Here is a 19,513-nt window from a genome sequence, read left to right as displayed (position 1 = left end):
TGCATGCTTTAGCATGCTCAAAGATAAAAAGGGAAAGTGGAGCTTTTCTAAATATATATACATAACTAACAAATACTCCACTTTCCTCTTAGCAGTAGTTCAAGAGGTAGAGATGAATAATATCGCAATCGGCCAATCGTTCGGTCACCAAGTAGTATCTAACAGTGAATCGTCCACAGTCAGGGTGTTAGCACACCCAAAAATTCAATGTCCATCGGATACTGGGGACAAGGTTGTAGCACCACCTAATGACGTCATATCAAATATCCCAGAGATATGTCGGTACTACTTAGGTGCAAAACAAAAAATTAGCAGTATTATCGTTGATTCTAGAAATTACACAGCACGAACTGCTGATGTATTTAGATCTAACTTCTACAAACATAAGCTGCCAATACATGATGCAGCCAACGACAAAATGTTTAAGGTAGATGATGAGTTGGCATACCTGTACGCAGGCTATCAAGCAACAAAAGACGCTGAGTTGCTGCAACTGGTATCTTCCGTTGCAATTAAATACATTCCTCTAACTTTTGAAACAGCGAAAGATCTAACTTCTTACTACCTAGGAGAATCAGATCGTGAAGTTGCCACTCAGTCCCTCGATCAATATATTGCTAATAACCGAATATTGATTGAAGGAAATCTAAACATCAACCACAGCTTTAGGCAATATAGAGTGCCGTCGATTAACACATTAACCGATCACCCTAGCTTTACAGCAAGCCATACTATTGCAGTAAAAGCAAAGACGGGAGTTGGAAAGACAAAGCATGTATTCAGCCCTATCGCCCAAAACGCTGGTGAAAAGAACAAGGTTGTCTACGTATCGCATTTAATTGCACTTGTTGACCAGTTTTGTAAAAATAACAATACGACAAATTACCAATCTAATGCCCTGTTCGGCATTGAACGCGCAAACTCTCTTGCGCTTGTCATTAACAGCATCCACAAACCACACCTACTCAATGCAGCGCTCAACTGTGATGTATTGATCATCGATGAATTTGAAAAAGTACTTAGTGCCATAGTCTGCTCAGGTAACAACCCGCAGATGGATGCCGACCTCGTTTTCCAGGCCATTTGTGAAGCACTCCGCAATGCCAGAAAGGTCATTGTCGGTGATGCTGATCTGAGTAATATAAGTCTTGAGTTCCTAAGGGGTATACGAGGTGACCTAACAGTCATGGAATGTACTGAAAACCCTTACCGACACATCACTGCCGAAATTCAAAGTAAAGACGTCTTTCTTCAGCAACCCGATCTTAAGAAGGTACTTCTTTCTGATCGAGTGTTTTTATTTGACAGCCGTCAAACACTTAAACAAACCCTCGTAGATCTAGAGTTTAAAAATCATAAAGGGTTAGATTGTGAAGATGTCGCCCTAAAACAAAATATTTTGGTCGTACATGGTGACAACAAGGACAACCCAGAACAGAAAGCCTTCCTAGCCTCCCCAAATGATGAGATTCATAAGTATGCGGCAATACTTGCCTCCCCTTGCCTAGGTTCAGGTTTCTCTATTGAGACCTATTACACTGATAAAGTGCATGTAATCTGTGACAAAACCCTAGCCCCTCAAGAACTCATCAACTTCTCTCGGCGTTTTAGAAAAGCGACGACAATTTGCTTTTCAGTCCAGACTTTTCACAAGTTCAGACAAATCCGTGACTTCTCTGCACTGAAGATCCAAAAAGAGAAAGAAAAATTGAAAAAATCCGTCATTGAAAGAAAAGAAAAACAAAACTTTTCATTAGCACTGTCTCTTTTTCATACTCTGGAGCTATTAGGGTTTGATGTAAAAGTCACCAGTTCAGGTCAAAATCGACAAAACGACGCTTTTCTTTTATATCAATTGAAAAAAAAGAAGCTAAATGATCATTTTATCCAAGCAATCATCGAAAGCCCTGACATTTCAAAAGAAAAAAAACAAAAGTTAACTCGTTCAAATGAGAAAAATTCACTGGATATTGCCGCTTTAAAAAAATACGACGTTAAAAAGATCTACCTTCTTAAGTCGGTTACGCGTGAAGATGTCGAATTTGACTGGTCGTTTAATCGAGAGATGTTTGATTATCTGCCCTTTGTGAGACATGAGTATCTGACAACGAGTAAAAAGAACTATGATCCTAACCTTCATGAATCAGCAAAAATCATTCACTCGATTGTACTTAGGGGCTACAAATTCGATGTTGAAAAGTCCCAACTGTTCATATTTAAGTCCGATGTTATAAAAATAGCAACTAGTCTAAAGAGACATCAAAAATTGCTTAATTGCTATCTCGGAACGTACTCTCAAGTTAAAACGGTTGATAGTACTGATAAAGCTACCCGCATGATTAAAGCCATACTAAAATCCTTGGGGCTTCATTTCGGCCCCTATGGCGGTAAGCATCAAAAAGCGCGAATATCGCTAGCAAAACACACCAAGCGATATCTGAGTTACCTTCACTCTTAAGCAATAAAAGACGGGTTAGCCAATTGCTAACCCAATTCAACATAATGCATTTCGTTTATGGTATTGCATAAGTGTCCGTTGGCTACTCAGCCATTAGTTTGTCGTACTGATGTGCGTAATATGAATCATCATTACGGCAGCTATCACACTGTAAACACTCGGTGTCATCTGCCAATTCGATAGCTTCGAGCAGTTCATCGCCATCTAACTCTACGCAACAGCCATTATGATGACCACCAGGGTCAGTTGAGCCTGTACAGTGCTGCGACAGCCATGGTGATAGAACATACTTCTGAGCATGGCTCAGGCTATCGAAACTCTTCTCAATAGCTAATTTAGCAATGCCTGACACTTTCTGCTCTTCGTTATCAAAGACACCACGCTCTAGTAGAGCAGCCAATAGTTTCTCAGTTACAGTCATAGATTAAATCTCCTTAATTTAAGTTTGGTAAACATTCAGTGATCCCTGCTCGTAAGGTTCTTAAATTGTTTAAATACGGCAGGTAATCACGGCTTTGTACCCCATGCCTTGCGATAAAATTGTGGAAATCACGTTGGCAATCTAGGTACTCGTCAAAGAACTCTCCACACTGTTCATTCTTTCTCATCGCTTGGTTGAAGCGCTTTCGAGAGTATGAATCCAGCATTTTCAGCCTAGGGTGATTAGCTTGAAATAGCTCAGAACCTTGCTCAAACCTTGCCGCAACAAGCTCCAATGCATATTGCTTATTCACATTCGCAAGGAAGCTATCAAAGTCCATCACTATTAATCTCTCACCTGAGTTCAGTGCCTTGTCGTACATAAACTCCAACGCACCACGCTTAATGTTCTTCAACGGATCTTCGTAAACAAATAGAGTGGCTTCAGCATCACTGATCAGTGCGTTCTCATAGACCAGTGGGTACTTTTCATCTGTCGTCCCCGAGTCTTCCTGATACTTACACTCAATGTTCAATGTGTTGAACAAGCGAGTTTTGGTGATCTTGTTACCTTGGAAATCCAAGGTTTCAAATGTCAGAGATATGTTCTCTGCTCTGAACTCCATCTTAGTTTTATGCTTGGTTGAATAAGCACTGTAGATAGATGGATATGGAATATCCTTAATCACATTCACGCCTGGGATTTGCTTAAGTACTGCAAAGATCTTTGACTCAAATGCTTTACCGTTTTGTACTGCTTTTTGTCCACTCATGATTTTTGCTCCATTCGTTTACTGCAAATAATCTTATGATCGGTTTGAAATTTAGTCAACTTAAAATTTGCAGTTTTTTATTCCTGCATTTTTTTTCTTGACGTATTTGCTTAAAGTAACCACAATGGGTGCAAGTTAAAATTTGAGGTGTTGGAATGAGACTACGACTATCAGAGGTAGCGGATATTCATGCTGGCTACCCATTTCGCGGGTCAATCAAGCATGACCCAAATGCTTCTGTTCAAGTTGTGCAAGCAAAAGACATCAGTGATCTGGGTGAATTGCAAAGCACCGAGTTGGTGAGAACGGAATTAACAGGTAAGAAGCAGCCTATGTGGCTTGAACAAGGCGATGTTTTGTTCATTGCCAAGGGGATGAGAACTTATGCAGCCTACGTTCCTGAACAACTAGAAGACGTAATCAGTTCTCCTAGCCTGTTTCAGATCCGTATCAAGTCATCGCAACGCGATAAGATAAACCCTATGTTCTTGGCTTGGCAGCTCAATCAAAAGCCTGTGCAGCAGTACTTTAGAAAGAGTGCTGAAGGCAGCACACAAACAAACATTAGAAAGCCAGTATTGGCCGATGTTGAGCTATCGATACCAGAGATAGAAAAACAGAACACTATTGCCAAGCTTTATGCAGCAAGCATTAAAGAAAATGCATTACTTCATAAGCTTATAAATAATCGTCAGCAGCTACTTAATGCTATAGCTACTGACTTAATCCAGAATTCTGAACAATTTAAGGGCTAGGAAATCATGCCACACACTAAAATCAATCAAGATGACATCAACAAAGCGGTATGGGGAGCGTGTGACACCTTCCGAGGTACGGTTGATCCGTCTATCTATAAAGACTTCATCCTGACGACCTTATTCCTAAAGTACATCTCTGATGTTCACCAAGACAAATACGATGAACTTAAAGAAGAGTACGGTGACATTCCTGAGCTGATCTCAGAAATGATGGAAAGCCAATCTTTCAAAATCCCTGTAGGTTCAACATTCTGGGATTTGTACGAAGCTCGTCATGAGCCTGGTAATGGTTCTCGTATCGACCAAGCTCTACATGCGATTGAAGAAGCTAACGGCACTAAGCTCAAGAATGTCTTCCAAGACATTAGCTTCAACACTGATAAACTAGGTGACGAAAAGCAGAAAAACGACATTCTGCGCCACCTACTAGAAGACTTTGGTAAAGAGACCCTAAACCTGCGCCCAAGCCGCGTTGGTTCGCTAGACGTGATTGGTAACGCATACGAGTACCTCATCAAACACTTTGCAGCAGGCAGTGGTAAGTCGGCAGGTGAGTTCTATACCCCACCTGAGGTTTCCGATCTGCTTTCTATTATCTTAGAGCCACAACAAGGTGACAGCATTTGTGACCCAGCTTGTGGTTCAGGCTCACTATTGATGAAGTGTGGTAAGCAAGTACAGAACAACTTTGCAGGCTCTAAGCAGTACGCTCTGTTTGGACAAGAAGCGATTGGTTCAACCTGGTCACTAGCTAAGATGAACATGTTCCTACACGGTGAAGACAACCACCGTATTGAGTGGGGCGATACCATCCGTAATCCTAAGCTACAAGACAAAGAAGGCGGACTGCTGCACTTTGATGTAGTAACAGCGAACCCTCCGTTCTCTCTTGATAAATGGGGCTTTGAAGATGCAGGCAATGACCACTTTGGTCGCTTCCGTCGCGGTATTCCACCTAAAACCAAAGGTGACTATGCGTTTATCTCACACATGATTGAGACGCTAAAGCCCGCTTCTCAAGGTAAAAAAGGCGGTCGTATGGGGGTGGTTGTGCCTCATGGTGTGCTATTCCGCTCCTCCTCAGAGGGTAAAATCCGTAAGCAACTCATTGACGAAAACCTACTAGATACCGTCATTGGTCTGCCCGAGAAACTGTTCTTCGGTACAGGCATTCCAGCGGCTATTCTTCTGTTCAAAAAACAGAAAGACGATAATAAAGTACTGTTTATTGATGCTTCTCGTGAGTACAAGTCAGGTAAAAACCAGAACCTATTAACGCCTGAAAATATTCAGAAAATCGTTGATACCTACAAGGCACGTGAAACCACAGATAAATACTCATACCTAGCTTCGCTAGAAGAGATTGCCGAGAATGACTACAACCTCAACATCCCTCGTTATGTTGATACCTTTGAGGAAGAAGAAGAGATTGATTTGGTTGCGGTACGTAGTGAACGCTTGTCACTGCAAAACGATCTCGCAGATCTAGAAGCTGAAATGGCAGCTTACCTAAAGGAGCTAGGATATGAAGCCTGATTCAATTTCACCATTAGATCTAATTCAAGCTCGAATATCAGAGGTTCCAGCTGGCTGGCAGTTATGTAAAGTTGATGAAGCTCTTAATATTCGTAATAACTTTCGAAAACCTATTAGTCAGGAAGTAAGAGAAACAATTAAAGGTCAATACCCATATTATGGGCCAACTAAAGTCCAAGGCTATATCTCAGAATATGAACAAGATGGGACTTATGCGTTGATTGGAGAAGATGGTGATCACTTTCTGAAGTTTGGGGCAATGGCTCAAACACAATTTATTTCAGGAAAATGCACAGTTAATAATCACGCACACATACTAGAAAGTTCCACTTTTTGTGATTCAGAGTGGTTCTTTAATTACTTTAAGCATAGAGATATTACGAATTTTCTTTCTAGACAAGGCGCAGGCCGCTTTAAGCTAAATAAAGCAACACTTGAAAAGTTACCAATGCTGGTTCCACCGCTCCCTGAACAACGCAAAATCGCCAAAATCCTCTCAACATGGGACAAAGCGATTACCACCACTGAAAAGCTGATTAAAACTAGCAAGCAGCAGAAAAAAGCCCTAATGCAGCAGCTTTTGACGGGCAAGAAGCGTTTGGTCAACCCTGAAACAGGTAAGGCGTTTGAGGGGGAGTGGAAGTACAAAACGATAAACGAGGTAGCCACACGCATTCAGAAAAAATCTGACGATGAAGCACACCCAATCTTAACCATATCATCGTTATCTGGCTTTGTTACTCAAGAAGATCGATATAGCCGTTATATGGCAGGAGAAAGCGTAAAAAATTATATTTTGTTAAAGCGCGGAGAATTCGCTTACAACAAAGGAAATTCAAAAACATATCAATTTGGCTGCGTTTTTGACCTAGAAAGCTTTGATACTGGTCTAGTTCCTCATGTGTATGTTTGCTTTAAGCTCAATGCAGGGCTAAACCATCGGTATTTTAAGTATTTGTTTGAGGCTGACTACCTAAAGCCACAACTTGGTGCATTGGTGAATACAGGTGTTCGCAATAATGGTTTACTTAATATCAAACCTACTGAGTTTATGAACACAAAAGTACCCGTACCAAGTTTTGGTGAACAAGAGCGTATTGCCGATGTGCTACACACAAGCTCAGAAAATCTAAAGATTCTGAATGCCAAACTTGCTCACTTCAAACAAGAGAAAAAGGCACTGATGCAGCAGTTGTTGACAGGTAAGCGTCGCGTGAAAGTTGATGAGGTTGAGGCTGCTTGATAGCGTATCCCCTCTTCATGAGAGGGGATTAACTACTTCAGTTACGGGCAAGGGATAAATTTAACGGGTTCATAATGATATGAAATTAAAAACATTAACTTTAGAAAACTTCCGAGGCTTCAAACGGTTTAAGTGCGATTTTCAGCCTGGCATTAATGTATTGGTTGGTCTTAATGGTTACGGTAAAACCTCACTGCTAGATGCAATTTCTGTTGCTTATGGCCAGTTTCTGAGTGGGTTTGGGACGAGTAAAGATAGAGCTATTCGAAACAATGATATCCACCTCGGTAAAATTGGTTCTCCAGACCAAGGTTTTACCATGGAGTATCAATTTCCAGTTAGAGTCGAAGCTGAGGCCTATGAATCTAGTCACAACGCATTCCCTATAACCTGGTCTCGAACTCGCAATACACTAAAAACCTCTGGAACTAAAGTTCCAGAGCTTCTCAATATATCAAAACATCTGCAAAAACTTGTCCAAGATGGGCTAAACCCTAGATTACCATTAATTGCATGCTACGGTACGGATAGGTTGTGGAATCAGAGTTTTGAACCTTCATCTGATCTGCCTAACCTTTCAACAACTAGCAGGTTAGAAGGTTATAAAGATTGGAACAAGCCCTCTAGTGGCTACAAGCTTTTTTCAAGTTGGTTGCACCAAGAAACAATGGCAAGCTTCGAACGTTCTATGTTAATTCAAGAACAAATGAATACTGGTAGCCTTGTAAACGGCAATGTTCATGCCGATCGTTTGTTAGCATTAAAAAAAGCGCTAGATATTGTTCTAGAGCCATCTGGCTGGTCGAACGTACACTACTCCCCATCAGCAAAACAAGTAGTCGCCACTAATAAAGAGCAAGGAAATGTACCCATATCACTACTCAGTGATGGCGTACGAAATATGATTGGCATGATTGCGGATATTGCTCGTAGAGCAATTCAACTAAACCCGACTCTAGGCGCTCATGCTATATCCGATGTTAATGGTATTGTTTTAGTTGATGAGGTTGACATGCACCTTCATCCTCAATGGCAACAATTGGTGCTGCAAAACCTCGCTGAAGCATTCCCGAGAATTCAATTTATCGTAACTACTCACAGCCCACAGGTTTTAACTACCGTTAAAAAAGAACAAATCCTCATTATCCAAGAAGACAAAGCAACTAATCCTATTGGAAACACATATGGAGAAGCGAGTAATTACGTTCTTAACCATGTATTCAATGTAAATAGTCGACCACCTCTAGATTACAGCGAGATCCTAAAAAAGTACTTAGCCATAATAGATGCTGGGCTAGGAAAGACACCAGAGGCTTTAACACTGAGGCAGAAACTTGAAGAACTAATGGGCATCCATCATTCAGATCTATTAGCCGCAGACCGAACAATTAAACGTAAGGAACTGCTAGGGTAATGCGCACGATCAGAAAAAATGTAGGAGGAAACCATAACCTCGATGTTGCTCAAAGAAATAACGGTGTTCCGACAAATAAAGAAGAGGCAACACAGGCTTGGCATAACTTTAACGACACAGGTGATCTACTCTGTCAGAAATTGCTTATTGAGCAATATGGGCTATGTTGTTATACCGAATTAAACCTAGCCGACCTGAGTTTGCACCATAATATAAGTGCTCACTTTGAACATGAACAGCCTAAAAACCTTTATCCAGGTAGAACTTTTGATGAAGGTAACCTTCTACGGTGTGCTCTCGATAGTGATGATTTACAGCGTTATTCAGGTAATCAACGATTTGGGGGACACTTTAAGGATAACAATCCTGATCTTTCATATGACCCAAATCTCTTTATTTCTCCTCAATCAGCTAATTGTAGAGATTATTTTAGTTACCTTACTTTTGACGGGAGCATTATACCAAAAGCAGGCTTATCACAGGATAAGCATAACAAAGCTCAATATACTATTGATATATTAAACCTTAATGCTCCATTTTTAAAAGCTGAACGTGAACGCTGGCTTAAAGAAATTGAAGAAATTATAGATGAGTTGGTTGATACCAATGCTATCGACGCTATTGCAAATTTGGTTGAATGTGAGCTTACACTAACGCCACGCTGTCACTACGATATAAATAAAGCTCCATTCCCTCAACTCCAAGCATTTCACTCTGCAACAAGGTTACTATTTGGTGCAATGGGTGAACAAATAATTCAGCAGCACTGCCCCCAGATAGATTGAGACTCTCTATGAATACACACTTACCTAATTTCCGAGAAGAGCAGAGTGCTAAGATCCCTGCACTGACGCTACTGAGTAATCTAGGCTACACCTTTATCCCACCTAATGAATGTTTGGCTAAACGTGGAAGCCAATCAGTGGTTATTCTTCCTGATGTGTTACGTGATGTGCTCAAACACAAAACTTACTCCTTCATGGGAACAGAGCACAAACTTTCAGAAGCCGCTATCGATAAAATTATTCACGAACTGGCTAACCCAGCCATGAATGAAGGCTTAAAAGCGGCTAACGAGAAGCTGTATAACGCACTTACCTACGGCATTAGTGTGACTGAGTTTGTTGATGGAAAGAAAACCAACCCAACCATCGACATCATTGATTGGGAAACACCAAAAAACAATCAATACCACTTCACTGAAGAGCTTGAAGTAGAAAATGCTTATGGGACAGGCAAGCGTATTCCTGATGTGGTGTGTTTCGTCAATGGATTACCTTGGGTTGTGATAGAAGCGAAACGCCCTGACTCCTCTTCTGAAGGGAAGCCAACCGTATCTGAAGGTATCTCGCAGAACATCCGTAACCAAAAAGTCGATGAGATCCCTCACCTGTTCGCCTATAGCCAACTTTTACTTTCAGTAAATGGTCACGAAGGTTTATACGCTACCTGTGGAACGCCTGAAAAGTTCTGGGCGAAATGGAAAGAAGAAGAGATCACCGAACCGACGTTTGCACGTTTGAAGAACACTCCATTAGCACAAGATAAACTCGACCTTATCTTCAACCACCGCTCAGCCAAAGTGCGTGATGAGTACCTGTCACTCATCGCGGGTGGCGATTTAATGGTGACCGACCAAGACCGCTTATTAGTCTCACTCTTACGTCATGACCGCCTATTGGAGATGACTCAGCTTTTTACTTTGTTTGATAAAAAGGCTGGTAAAATTGTCGCTCGTTATCAGCAAGTCTTCGGCATTAAAGCATTAATAGAACGTGTCACCTCTTTTGATGAGCAGGGCGCACGTAACGGTGGCGTGATCTGGCATACAACAGGCTCAGGTAAGTCGTTCACTATGGTCTTCTTATCTAAAGCCCTTATTTGGCTTAAAGAGCTAGCCAAGTGCCGTGTCGTTGTGGTGACTGACCGTGTAGATCTTGAAGACCAACTTGCCCGTACCTTTGCTTCAGGCGGTGCGTTATCGGATAAAGATAAGAAATCGGCAATGGCGACCACGGGTCGCCGCTTAGCTGAACAAATCGGTAAAGGTAACGAGCGTATTATCTTCTCCATCATCAACAAATTTGGTACGGCAATAGAGCTACCAGAGTGCTACAACAATAGCCCTGATATTATCGTGTTAGTTGATGAAGGCCACCGTAGCCAAAACGGTGAGAACAACATTCGAATGCAACAAGCCCTGCCGAAAGCTGCTTACATCGGATTTACGGGTACACCACTGTTGCAAGATGATAAAACTGAAAACAAGTTCGGTAAGATCATCCACTCGTACACCATGCAACAAGCGGTAGAAGATAAAACAGTGACGCCTTTATTGTATGAAGAGCGCATTCCTGATCTCAGCACCAATGACAAAGCCATTGATGCTTGGTTTGACCGTATCACCGATAAGCTGTCTGAAAAACAGCGAACTGACTTAAAGAAAAAGTTTGCTCAGAAAGGTCAAATCTATCAAACCGAAGGTAGATTGGAACTCATCGCCCATGATATTTCCGATCACTTCCAAAACTTCAAACGCCAAGGTTTGAAAGGTCAACTTGCCTGTGACTCAAAAGCTTCTGCTATCCAATATAAGAAGCTTCTCGACCAAATAGGCAAAGTAACCTCTGTTGTTGCGATGTCTGCGCCTGATACTCGTGAAGGCCACGATACAGTCGATGGTGAAAGCAAAGACATAGTGCAAAATTGGTGGAAAGAAAACGTCCTTAATTCTGAATTTGGCCAAGATGAAAAAGCCTATACCCAGCACATCATTGATGAGTTTGGTAAAGATGATAGCCCTGACATCATGATCGTAGTTGATAAACTGCTTACAGGTTTTGATGAACCCAAGAATACCGTGCTTTACATCGATAAGCCGATGAAGCAACACAACTTGATTCAGGCGATTGCTCGTGTAAACCGTCTCCATCAGAAAAAACAATTTGGTTACTTGATTGATTATCGCGGCATCTTGAAAGAGTTGGATGCGTCGATTGCCAGCTATCAAGAGCTGGAAGAGCGCATCAAAGGCGGATTTGATATTGATGACCTGAAAGGTCTCTATAGCCGCATGGACACTGAATATAAGAAGCTACCAGGATTCTATAGTGACCTATGGGCAACGTTTGAAGGTGTACAGAACAAGCAAGATGGACAAGCGCTTCGTCAAGTACTAGCACCCAAGATTGACACGATTGATGGCCAGCTTACCGACACCAATTTGAAAAAACGTGAGGACTTTTATGCATCACTCACAACGTTTGCTAACTGCCTGAAAGTAGCTTTGCAATCAGCTACATATTTTGAAGATAAGAGTTTTGATGATAAGCGTGAGCTGTATAAAAAGACGTTGAAATCGATGTCTGAGTTGCGTCGCCAAGTCCGTGAAGATGCGGAAGAAACCGTTGACTACGATGAGTACGCTGAAAACATTCGCACCATGCTGGATAAGCACATTGGCGGTGTAGAGATCCAAGAGTCTCAAGGCGTCTACTTAGTTGGTAACATGGGTAAAGATGTCAAACCTGAAGAGATGACTGACGATGAAGCTCGTAACAAAAAAGATGCTATCACTGGTCGTGTCACTAAGATGATAGATCAGGATCTTGCTGATGACCCATATGCTCAGGAATACTTTTCTAAATTGCTAAAACAAGCCATTGAACAAGCTAAAGAGATGTTTGATGCTCCAGTGAAGCAATACTTGTTGTTTGCTGATTTTGAAGAGCAAGTTAAAGAGCGAAATGTCGAAGGTATGCCTATTGACCGCTTCTCCGAACTTGATCCAAAAATCAAACGTCACGTCCAAGCTTACTACGGGTTATTCCTGAAAAACCTAGCCGATAGCAATGCGCTAAGTGAAGATGAACGCTTCGATTATGCAATGCAAATCGATGAGGTGGTGACGGCATCTGTTGCTGAATTTTCAATTAACCCACAAGAGATTGAAAACCATATTCGTCGTAAGTTATTACCTGTGCTTTTTAAGGCTGTCGGTATGGACACAGCTAAGGTGGTTATTACCGATATTATCCAAATCACTCGTCTGGGTGTGGCAGGTCATCATTAATGACTTCGGTAAGTTCAAATGAAGGCAATAAAGAGGAATACAGCTTCATCTATGGTGATGAGGCTGTTACCTACGAAGTCGTTCGCAAGCCCGTCACAGAAGGCCAAAAGCGAAAGATAACCATCAAAGTTCACCCTAACTGTGAAGTGGCAATTACCGCACCAGAAGATACCGAACGTGGAGATATTCATGAAGCGGTAATGAAGCGTGCCAAATGGATCTATGACGCACTCAAGGAGTTTCGAGCGCACTTAGAGTATGTTCAGCCTAAACACTATGTCAGCGGTGAAATGCAGTTTTACCTAGGGCGCAGATATGTACTTAAAGTTGTGGAAGACATTGAGGCTTTACCTTCGGTAAAGATGAATCGAGGTAAGCTCTTGGTAACCTTAACTCGTTTTAATGATGACAAGACGGCCATGGTTCGAGCCTTGGTAAGGAACTGGTACAAAGTTCGTGCCGAACGTGTTTTTCATGAACGTCTTGCGGAGCTGCTTCCACAAGCGACCTGGGTTGACGGAATACCTAGCTTCCGTGTTCTTCCCATGGCGAAGCAATGGGGTAGCTGTTCAGCAAAAGGTAACTTGATGCTCAACCCTCACTTAATCAAAGCACCCAAAGAGTGTATTGATTATGTGATTCTGCATGAGCTTTGCCATATCGCAGAACATAATCACAGTGAGCGTTTCTGGCGCTTGTTAACGAGCGTCATGCCACACTGGAAGGAAGTAAAAAGTAAACTGGATGGTATGGCTGAGTTGTATTTGAATGAGTAAGATAGCTTACAAGAATTTGAAATATAACTAAATTACATTGTACAGAGTTATAGTATAAAGCAATGTACCCTTTACTCTGCACTAAAAACGAAACAAGGATAGGATCTCGTGATAGACAATAAAAACAACGAAAAGCTAATACAAGGTCAAATTGATACTGCTTGGTTTGTTGGTGCAACTTACGGCGATGATGACCAGCTCGATAACTTTATTGAGCAAGGTATTTGGAAGAATGGATATAGTGACAAATACCTAGATCAAGTTAGGTCTATGCAAAAGGGCGAGAAAATCGTCATTAAGTCTGCTTTTACACGTAAATACGAACTTCCATTTGATAACCGTGGACATATGGTTTCTGTCATGGCGGTTAAAGCCGTCGGCACGATCACTAGTAATTTAAACGATGGACAGACAGTTCAGGTTGACTGGTTAGAAAAGTTTGATGAGCCAAAGCAGTGGTACTTTTACACCAACCGTACAACTGTCTGGCGTATCGATAATACAAGCTGGATGAATAAAGCTCTTCTCGATTTTACGTTTAAGAGTGCTCAACAAGATTACAGCAAATTTGCCAATGCTCCATACTGGAAAGAACGATTTGGAGACTCACCTAAAAATGATGTTCGATTCAAGTGGGCTAATTTTTATGAATCGTTTGCAGATAAACTGCTCTCGCACAAAAATGATCGTCGAGCGCTCACTGCTTTTATCATTGAGCTAGCTAACGAATACCAGCTCTCTTACATTATCGGTAAAGACCTCGATGATATTTGCCCCTTTACCGTAATGGGTATTTTTAACCGTGGAGTAACTGAGCAAAACCGCAAAGCTCTTGCTAGCGCCCTAGCCCAGTTTTTGTCCGTAGATGAACCTATTTTAGAATCCTTTGAAGCGATCCCTATCCTCAATAACCAAAAGTCATGGTTCTTTGCTAATGAGAAAAACCGAGGTGAGCGAGATATCGATAACCTATAGTCCGTTTTCGAATCTGCATTAACGTATGCAGACTCTGAAAATGAAGATACTCAAGATGCTTTTGCAACTCTATATAATCAGGTATCCAGCCAACTGGGTGTAGGTTGGAACTTAACTATGGGGCTATTTTGGATCAGGCCATGGACATATCCTACGTTGGATACGCAATCTCGAGACTATCTGAGTTCATTAGGGATCAACTTAAGTAAAACGGGAGCTAAAGCTCGTTGTAGTGCGAAAGATTACCTAACACTGATGAACAATTTGGAAATTCGCTTTTCAGAAGAAAAATTTCCTGTTCACTCTTATCCTGAGCTGTCACTAAAGGCTTGGCAGCAGCCTTCAAAGAAAAGCAGTGAAGAAGCAACCTCTCCAGATAAACGAGATGGTTGGAAGCCTTTAATACTTGAACGTATTGAGCAACTTTGTCGATCAAATGAGTCAGCAGTATTCACTAGAGAGCAATTTCATACAGAGTATTTGGAAGAGCTAAGCAGTCTATTTCCCGACAATAATACACCAGATATGACTATAGACCGTCAAATGCAAATTTTACGAGATGAGTCAATTATTGGCTTCCTAAAACGAGGCCAATACGAATGGTATGGATACGAAGATATTGTTGATGATCTTAGCTCTGTCAATGAATCAGCCGAGTATCTAGAACCTTACAATGTCACTAACATCATCAATGACGGTTGCTTTCTAGCGGAAGAAACCGTGACACACTTACTTCAAAGACTAAGGGATAAGAAAAACCTCATTCTTCAAGGCTCACCAGGTACAGGGAAAACTTGGTTAGCTAAGCGTTTAGCATATGCCTTAATCAACGAGAAAAAAGAATCGAATCTTTGTGCCGTTCAGTTTCATCCAAACCTATCGTATGAAGATTTTGTCAGAGGTTGGCGTCCATCTGGAGATGGTAAACTCACACTATGCGATGGACCATTCCTAGAAGCTGTTGAACTGGCTCGTGAGAATCCAAATCAAAAGTACGTTGTTGTCATTGAAGAAATTAACAGGGGTAATCCAGCACAAATTTTTGGTGAGATGCTGACACTTTTGGAGGCAGATAAAAGAACACCAAGTGAAGGCTTAGCCCTAAGCTACAAGAAGAATAATAACGAACGTGTCTATATTCCAGAAAACCTATACGTTATTGGAACAATGAATATTGCCGACCGTTCTTTAGCCCTTGTTGATTTGGCATTAAGACGTCGGTTTGCATTTTTCACTTTAGAAACCACCCTAGATGATACATGGATGAATTGGGTTTCAACGGCTAACCAGATCCCTATTCCTTTTTTGCTTACCGTTAAACAAAGGATCGATCACCTAAATAATCTCATTGAAACCGATCAGAGACTGGGAAAACAATTTAAAGTCGGTCATAGCTATGTCACCCCATCGTTTAGTAGTGAGATCTCTGACCCTGTATCTTGGTTCTTTGATGTTGTTAACACAGAGATTTACCCGTTACTCGAAGAATATTGGTTTGATTCCATAGAAACGGCTGAAAACGCGCGATTAGCCCTTTTAGAAGGGTTGTAATGAGTAACTGGGAACGGGAAAAAATTGGAATCATTCCAGTTAAAAATCTCTGGCTGCTAATGCTGTATGCGTCTGATTGTCGCTATCTAGCTGAGCACCTAGCCGATTCAGAAGCATCGCAGCATGATGCGCTTGAACTGGTTGGTAAAGTGCTTTGTGATCTCCTTGAGTCTAGGATGAGAAGAGAGCTATCCAAGTCTTTCATCAACAGAAAAGATGAGTTGAATCGTGTAAGAGGGAGAGTAGATGCTCTTCAATCAGAAAGAAAAATGTCACTCTATCGGGGAAAAGTTTTCTGTCATTTTGAAGAAGTGTCAGCCGATACTGCCCGCAACCGCTATACCCTAAATGCTTTACAAAAACTCCAAAAGCTAACGAAAAATAAGAACCTTCTCATTAGCTCAAAGGCAATTAGCCAGCAATTAAAACAACTAGGTATTAGCGACATACAGATTGTTGGATACAGCCCCACAAGTGAAAGATTTGGTCGGCATGAAAATGAAGACCGAAAAATTATCCAGCTAGCTGAATTGATCCACAGCATGATGCTAATCAGTGAATCGATGGGGTCTAAATTGTTACCCAAACCAGAGAAACAAGAACAGTGGGTCAGGAAACTATTCGAGAAAGCTGTTGCTGGATTTTACAAGCTAGCATTACCAAAACAGGGGTGGAAGGTTTCATCAAACAAGCAGCTCAGATGGCAAGTTGAACAAGAATCAACTCTCATACCTTCTTTATTACCAACAATGGAGCTGGACATTCAACTGGATCATCACCAACTGAAGCAACGAATTGTCATCGATACAAAATTCACAAATATAGTGACAAAAGGACGCTTCGATAATACGACGTTTAAGAGTGGGTACATTTACCAACTTTATACGTACATCATGAGCCAGAAGAAAGAGCAGGATCTACTTTCGCTGGCATCATCTGGAATGCTTTTACACCCATCAGTGGGAGACCATTATGATGAAGTAGTGACAATACAAGGGCATCAACTACGATTTTGTACTGTTGATTTGATGGCCAAACCGAGTGAAATAACAAAACGCTTAGAAAACCTGATACTTTAACTTTACCAATACGGCGACTAGACACGAGTAAACTCGTGAAGTTCATATTTCAGGAGTATAGTCTGAAGCAACAAAACTATCAGTAGCCTGATTGATGAATTAGACCAAGTTCGGGCTACTAGTAACATCAAGCAGACATGTGCGACTTAATGAGAGCTAGGAACAAAGAGTTTTAACTATAATGTTTCGTTACGTATATCAACGCTATAACCATCCCTGTGAACAAACCTAGGCCTACACCAGTCAAAAGTGCGAAGTTATTGTTGATAAAGTCAATCATGTGTCACTCCTCAAGAATCGAATCACTTTTAAAAGCATACATCACTTGATAGTTCGTTCGCGAATCCTATTTCGCTCAAACTCAGCAAATGCCGAAAACATTTGCTTACCAAACCTACCTTCAGAAGAACCAAGATTCTTCCTTCTCGGCACAACAATGATTATATCAATAAAATCAATACAATATAGATGTGAATGGGGTAACTTCTGTATGATCGGTCAATTGGGGTTGTGTCGAGCTGATACTAGCACAAATCCTTAAAATTTGACGCAAAATCACCTATTAGCATCAGAGGTCAGGGAAAATGTCCATGGATGAACACCATTATTTGCCATCGGCACAACCATGATTACCTAAATAAAATCAGTTAGATAAAACACTTATGGAGGTGAATTGTGTATGATCGGTCAATTGGGGTTGTGTCGAGCTGATACCAGCACGAACCCTTAAAATTTGACGCTAAATCACCTATTAGCATCTGAGGTCAGAGAAAACAGCCATGGATGAACACCATTATTTGTCCATCGGTACAACCATGTTTACCTCAATAAAATCAGTCAGATAAAAACACTTATGGAGGTGAATTGTGTATGATCGGTCAATTGGGGTTGTGTCGAGCTGATACCAGCACAAATCCTTAAAATTTGACGCTAAGTCACCTATTAGCATCAGAGGTCAGAGAAAACGTCCATGGATGAACACCATTATTTGCCCATCGGCACAACCATGTTTACCTCAATAAAATCAGTTAGATAAAAACACTTATGGAGGTGAATTGTGTATGATCGGTCAATTGGGGTTGTGTCGAGTGATACCAGCACGAACCCTTAAAATTTGACGCTAAATCACCTATTAGCATCTGAGGTCAGAGAAAACAGCCATGGATGAACACCATTATTTGCCCATTGGTACAACCATGTTTACCTCAATAAAATCAGTCAGATAAAAACACTTATGGAGGTGAATTGTGTATGATCGGTCAATTGGGGTTGTGTCGAGTGATACCAGCACAAATCCTTAAAATTTGACACTAAATCACCTATTAGCATCAGAGGTCAGGGAAAACGTCCATGGATGAACATCATTATTTTCCATCGGTACAACCATGATTGCCTCATAAAAATCAGTTAGATAAAAACAATAATGGAGGTGAGTTGTGTATGATCGGTCAATTGGGGTTGTGACGAGCTGATACCAGCACGAACCCTTAAAATTTGACGCACTAAATCACCTATTAGCATCTGAGGTCAGAGAAAGCAGCCATGGATGAACACCATTATTTGCCCATCGGCACAACCATGATTACCTCAATAAAATCAGTTAGATAAAAACAATAATGGAGGTGAGTTGTGTATGATCGGTCAATTGGGATTGTGACGAGCTGATACCAGCACGAACCCTTAAAATTTGACGCTAAATCACCTATTAGCATCTGAGGTCAGAGAAAACAGCCATGGATGAACACCATTATTTGCCCATCGGTACAACCATGGTTACCTCAATAAAATCAGTTAGATAAAAACAATAATGGAGGTGAGTTGTGTATGATCGGTCAATTGGGATTGTGACGAGCTGATACCAGCACGAACCCTTTAAATTTGACGCTAAATCACCTATTAGCATCTGAGGTCAGAGAAAACGTCCATGGATGAACACTATTATTTGCCCATCGGTACAACCATGTTTACCTCAATAAAATCAGTTAGATAAAAACACTAATGGAGGTGAATTGTGTATGATCGGTCAATTGGGATTGTGACGAGCTGATACCAGCACGAACCCTTAAAATTTGACGCTAAATCATCTATTAGCATCTGAGGTCAGAGAAAACAGCCATGGATGAACACCATTATTTGCCCATTGGTACAACCATGTTTACCTCAATAAAATCATTCAGATAAAAACACTTATGGAGGTGAATTGTGTATGATCGGTCAATTGGGGTTGTGTCGAGCTGATACCAGCACAAATCCTTAAAATTTGACGCTAAATCACCTATTAGCATCAGAGGTCAGGGAAAACGTCCATGGATGAACATCATTATCCCCCATCGGCACAACCATGTTTACCTCAATAAAATCAGTTATATAGATACACAAATAGAGGTTACTTCTGTATAAAAGGTCAATTGGGGTTGTGTTGAGACTGCCATCGGCATATGTAAAGAACTATCACTAA

At 41.1% G+C, this 19,513-nt stretch carries 13 protein-coding genes and 1 pseudogene; 11 read left to right on the top strand and 3 right to left on the bottom strand.

Annotated features, from left to right (window positions below; genetic code table 11):
• Positions 1–112: 112 nt before the first annotated feature.
• Entirely contained in the window at positions 113–2,458 is a 2,346-nt protein-coding gene (locus tag PG915_RS04070; protein WP_353497973.1) for a hypothetical protein, read from the top strand.
• Between the two features lie 82 nt (positions 2,459–2,540).
• On the opposite strand, the gene PG915_RS04065 is transcribed toward PG915_RS04070, so the two are convergent.
• Positions 2,541–2,879, bottom strand: a complete 339-nt coding sequence (locus PG915_RS04065) for a hypothetical protein (protein WP_019823954.1) — start codon at positions 2,877–2,879, stop codon at positions 2,541–2,543.
• A gap of 13 nt (positions 2,880–2,892) precedes the next feature.
• Complete coding sequence (locus tag PG915_RS04060; RefSeq protein WP_353497972.1) at positions 2,893–3,651, bottom strand: PD-(D/E)XK nuclease superfamily protein; 759 nt, start codon at positions 3,649–3,651, stop codon at positions 2,893–2,895.
• 155 nt (positions 3,652–3,806) lie between these two features.
• Here PG915_RS04060 and PG915_RS04055 point away from each other — a divergent pair, with 155 nt between their 5' ends.
• From PG915_RS04055 to PG915_RS04010, 10 genes are all read left to right on the top strand, one after another.
• Entirely contained in the window at positions 3,807–4,406 is a 600-nt protein-coding gene (locus PG915_RS04055) for a restriction endonuclease subunit S (protein WP_353497971.1), read from the top strand.
• 6 nt (positions 4,407–4,412) lie between these two features.
• Positions 4,413–5,945: a type I restriction-modification system subunit M gene (locus tag PG915_RS04050; RefSeq protein WP_353497970.1), complete on the top strand. Its 1,533-nt coding sequence runs from the start codon at positions 4,413–4,415 to the stop codon at positions 5,943–5,945.
• On the top strand, positions 5,935–7,188 hold the full coding sequence (locus tag PG915_RS04045) for a restriction endonuclease subunit S (RefSeq protein WP_353497969.1): 1,254 nt from the start codon (positions 5,935–5,937) through the stop codon (positions 7,186–7,188). The genes PG915_RS04050 and PG915_RS04045 overlap by 11 nt, the downstream gene beginning before the upstream one ends.
• A 79-nt stretch (positions 7,189–7,267) precedes the next feature.
• A complete protein-coding gene (locus PG915_RS04040; RefSeq protein WP_353497968.1) occupies positions 7,268–8,602 on the top strand; it encodes an AAA family ATPase in 1,335 nt (444 codons plus the stop codon).
• Positions 8,602–9,387, top strand: coding sequence for a retron system putative HNH endonuclease (locus PG915_RS04035; RefSeq protein WP_353497967.1), 786 nt, complete (start codon positions 8,602–8,604; stop codon positions 9,385–9,387). The genes PG915_RS04040 and PG915_RS04035 overlap by 1 nt, the downstream gene beginning before the upstream one ends.
• Positions 9,388–9,395: 8 nt before the next feature.
• On the top strand, positions 9,396–12,674 hold the full coding sequence (locus tag PG915_RS04030; RefSeq protein WP_353497966.1) for a type I restriction endonuclease subunit R: 3,279 nt from the start codon (positions 9,396–9,398) through the stop codon (positions 12,672–12,674).
• A complete protein-coding gene (locus tag PG915_RS04025; RefSeq protein WP_353497965.1) occupies positions 12,674–13,450 on the top strand; it encodes a M48 family metallopeptidase in 777 nt (258 codons plus the stop codon). The genes PG915_RS04030 and PG915_RS04025 overlap by 1 nt, the downstream gene beginning before the upstream one ends.
• Before the next feature lie 108 nt (positions 13,451–13,558).
• The gene (locus tag PG915_RS04020; protein WP_353497964.1) at positions 13,559–14,425 is read left to right on the top strand and encodes a hypothetical protein; all 867 of its coding nucleotides are present in this window, start codon (positions 13,559–13,561) and stop codon (positions 14,423–14,425) included.
• Between the two features lie 156 nt (positions 14,426–14,581).
• The gene (locus tag PG915_RS04015; RefSeq protein WP_353497963.1) at positions 14,582–15,976 is read left to right on the top strand and encodes an McrB family protein; all 1,395 of its coding nucleotides are present in this window, start codon (positions 14,582–14,584) and stop codon (positions 15,974–15,976) included.
• Positions 15,976–17,055, top strand: a complete 1,080-nt coding sequence (locus PG915_RS04010) for a 5-methylcytosine restriction system specificity protein McrC (protein ID WP_353497962.1) — start codon at positions 15,976–15,978, stop codon at positions 17,053–17,055. Before PG915_RS04015 ends, PG915_RS04010 begins: the two co-directional genes overlap by 1 nt.
• 330 nt (positions 17,056–17,385) lie before the next feature.
• Here PG915_RS04010 and PG915_RS04005 read toward each other — a convergent pair.
• Positions 17,386–17,472 (bottom strand): annotated as a pseudogene (locus PG915_RS04005) (recombinase family protein); the annotation flags it as partial.
• Between the last annotated feature and the right edge of the window lie 2,041 nt (positions 17,473–19,513).

The organism is Vibrio sp. CB1-14 (assembly GCF_040412085.2).
Classification (GTDB): Bacteria; Pseudomonadota; Gammaproteobacteria; order Enterobacterales; family Vibrionaceae; genus Vibrio; species Vibrio chaetopteri.
Note: the sequence above shows the minus strand (reverse complement) of the source record. Positions and strands in the feature narration are given on the sequence as shown.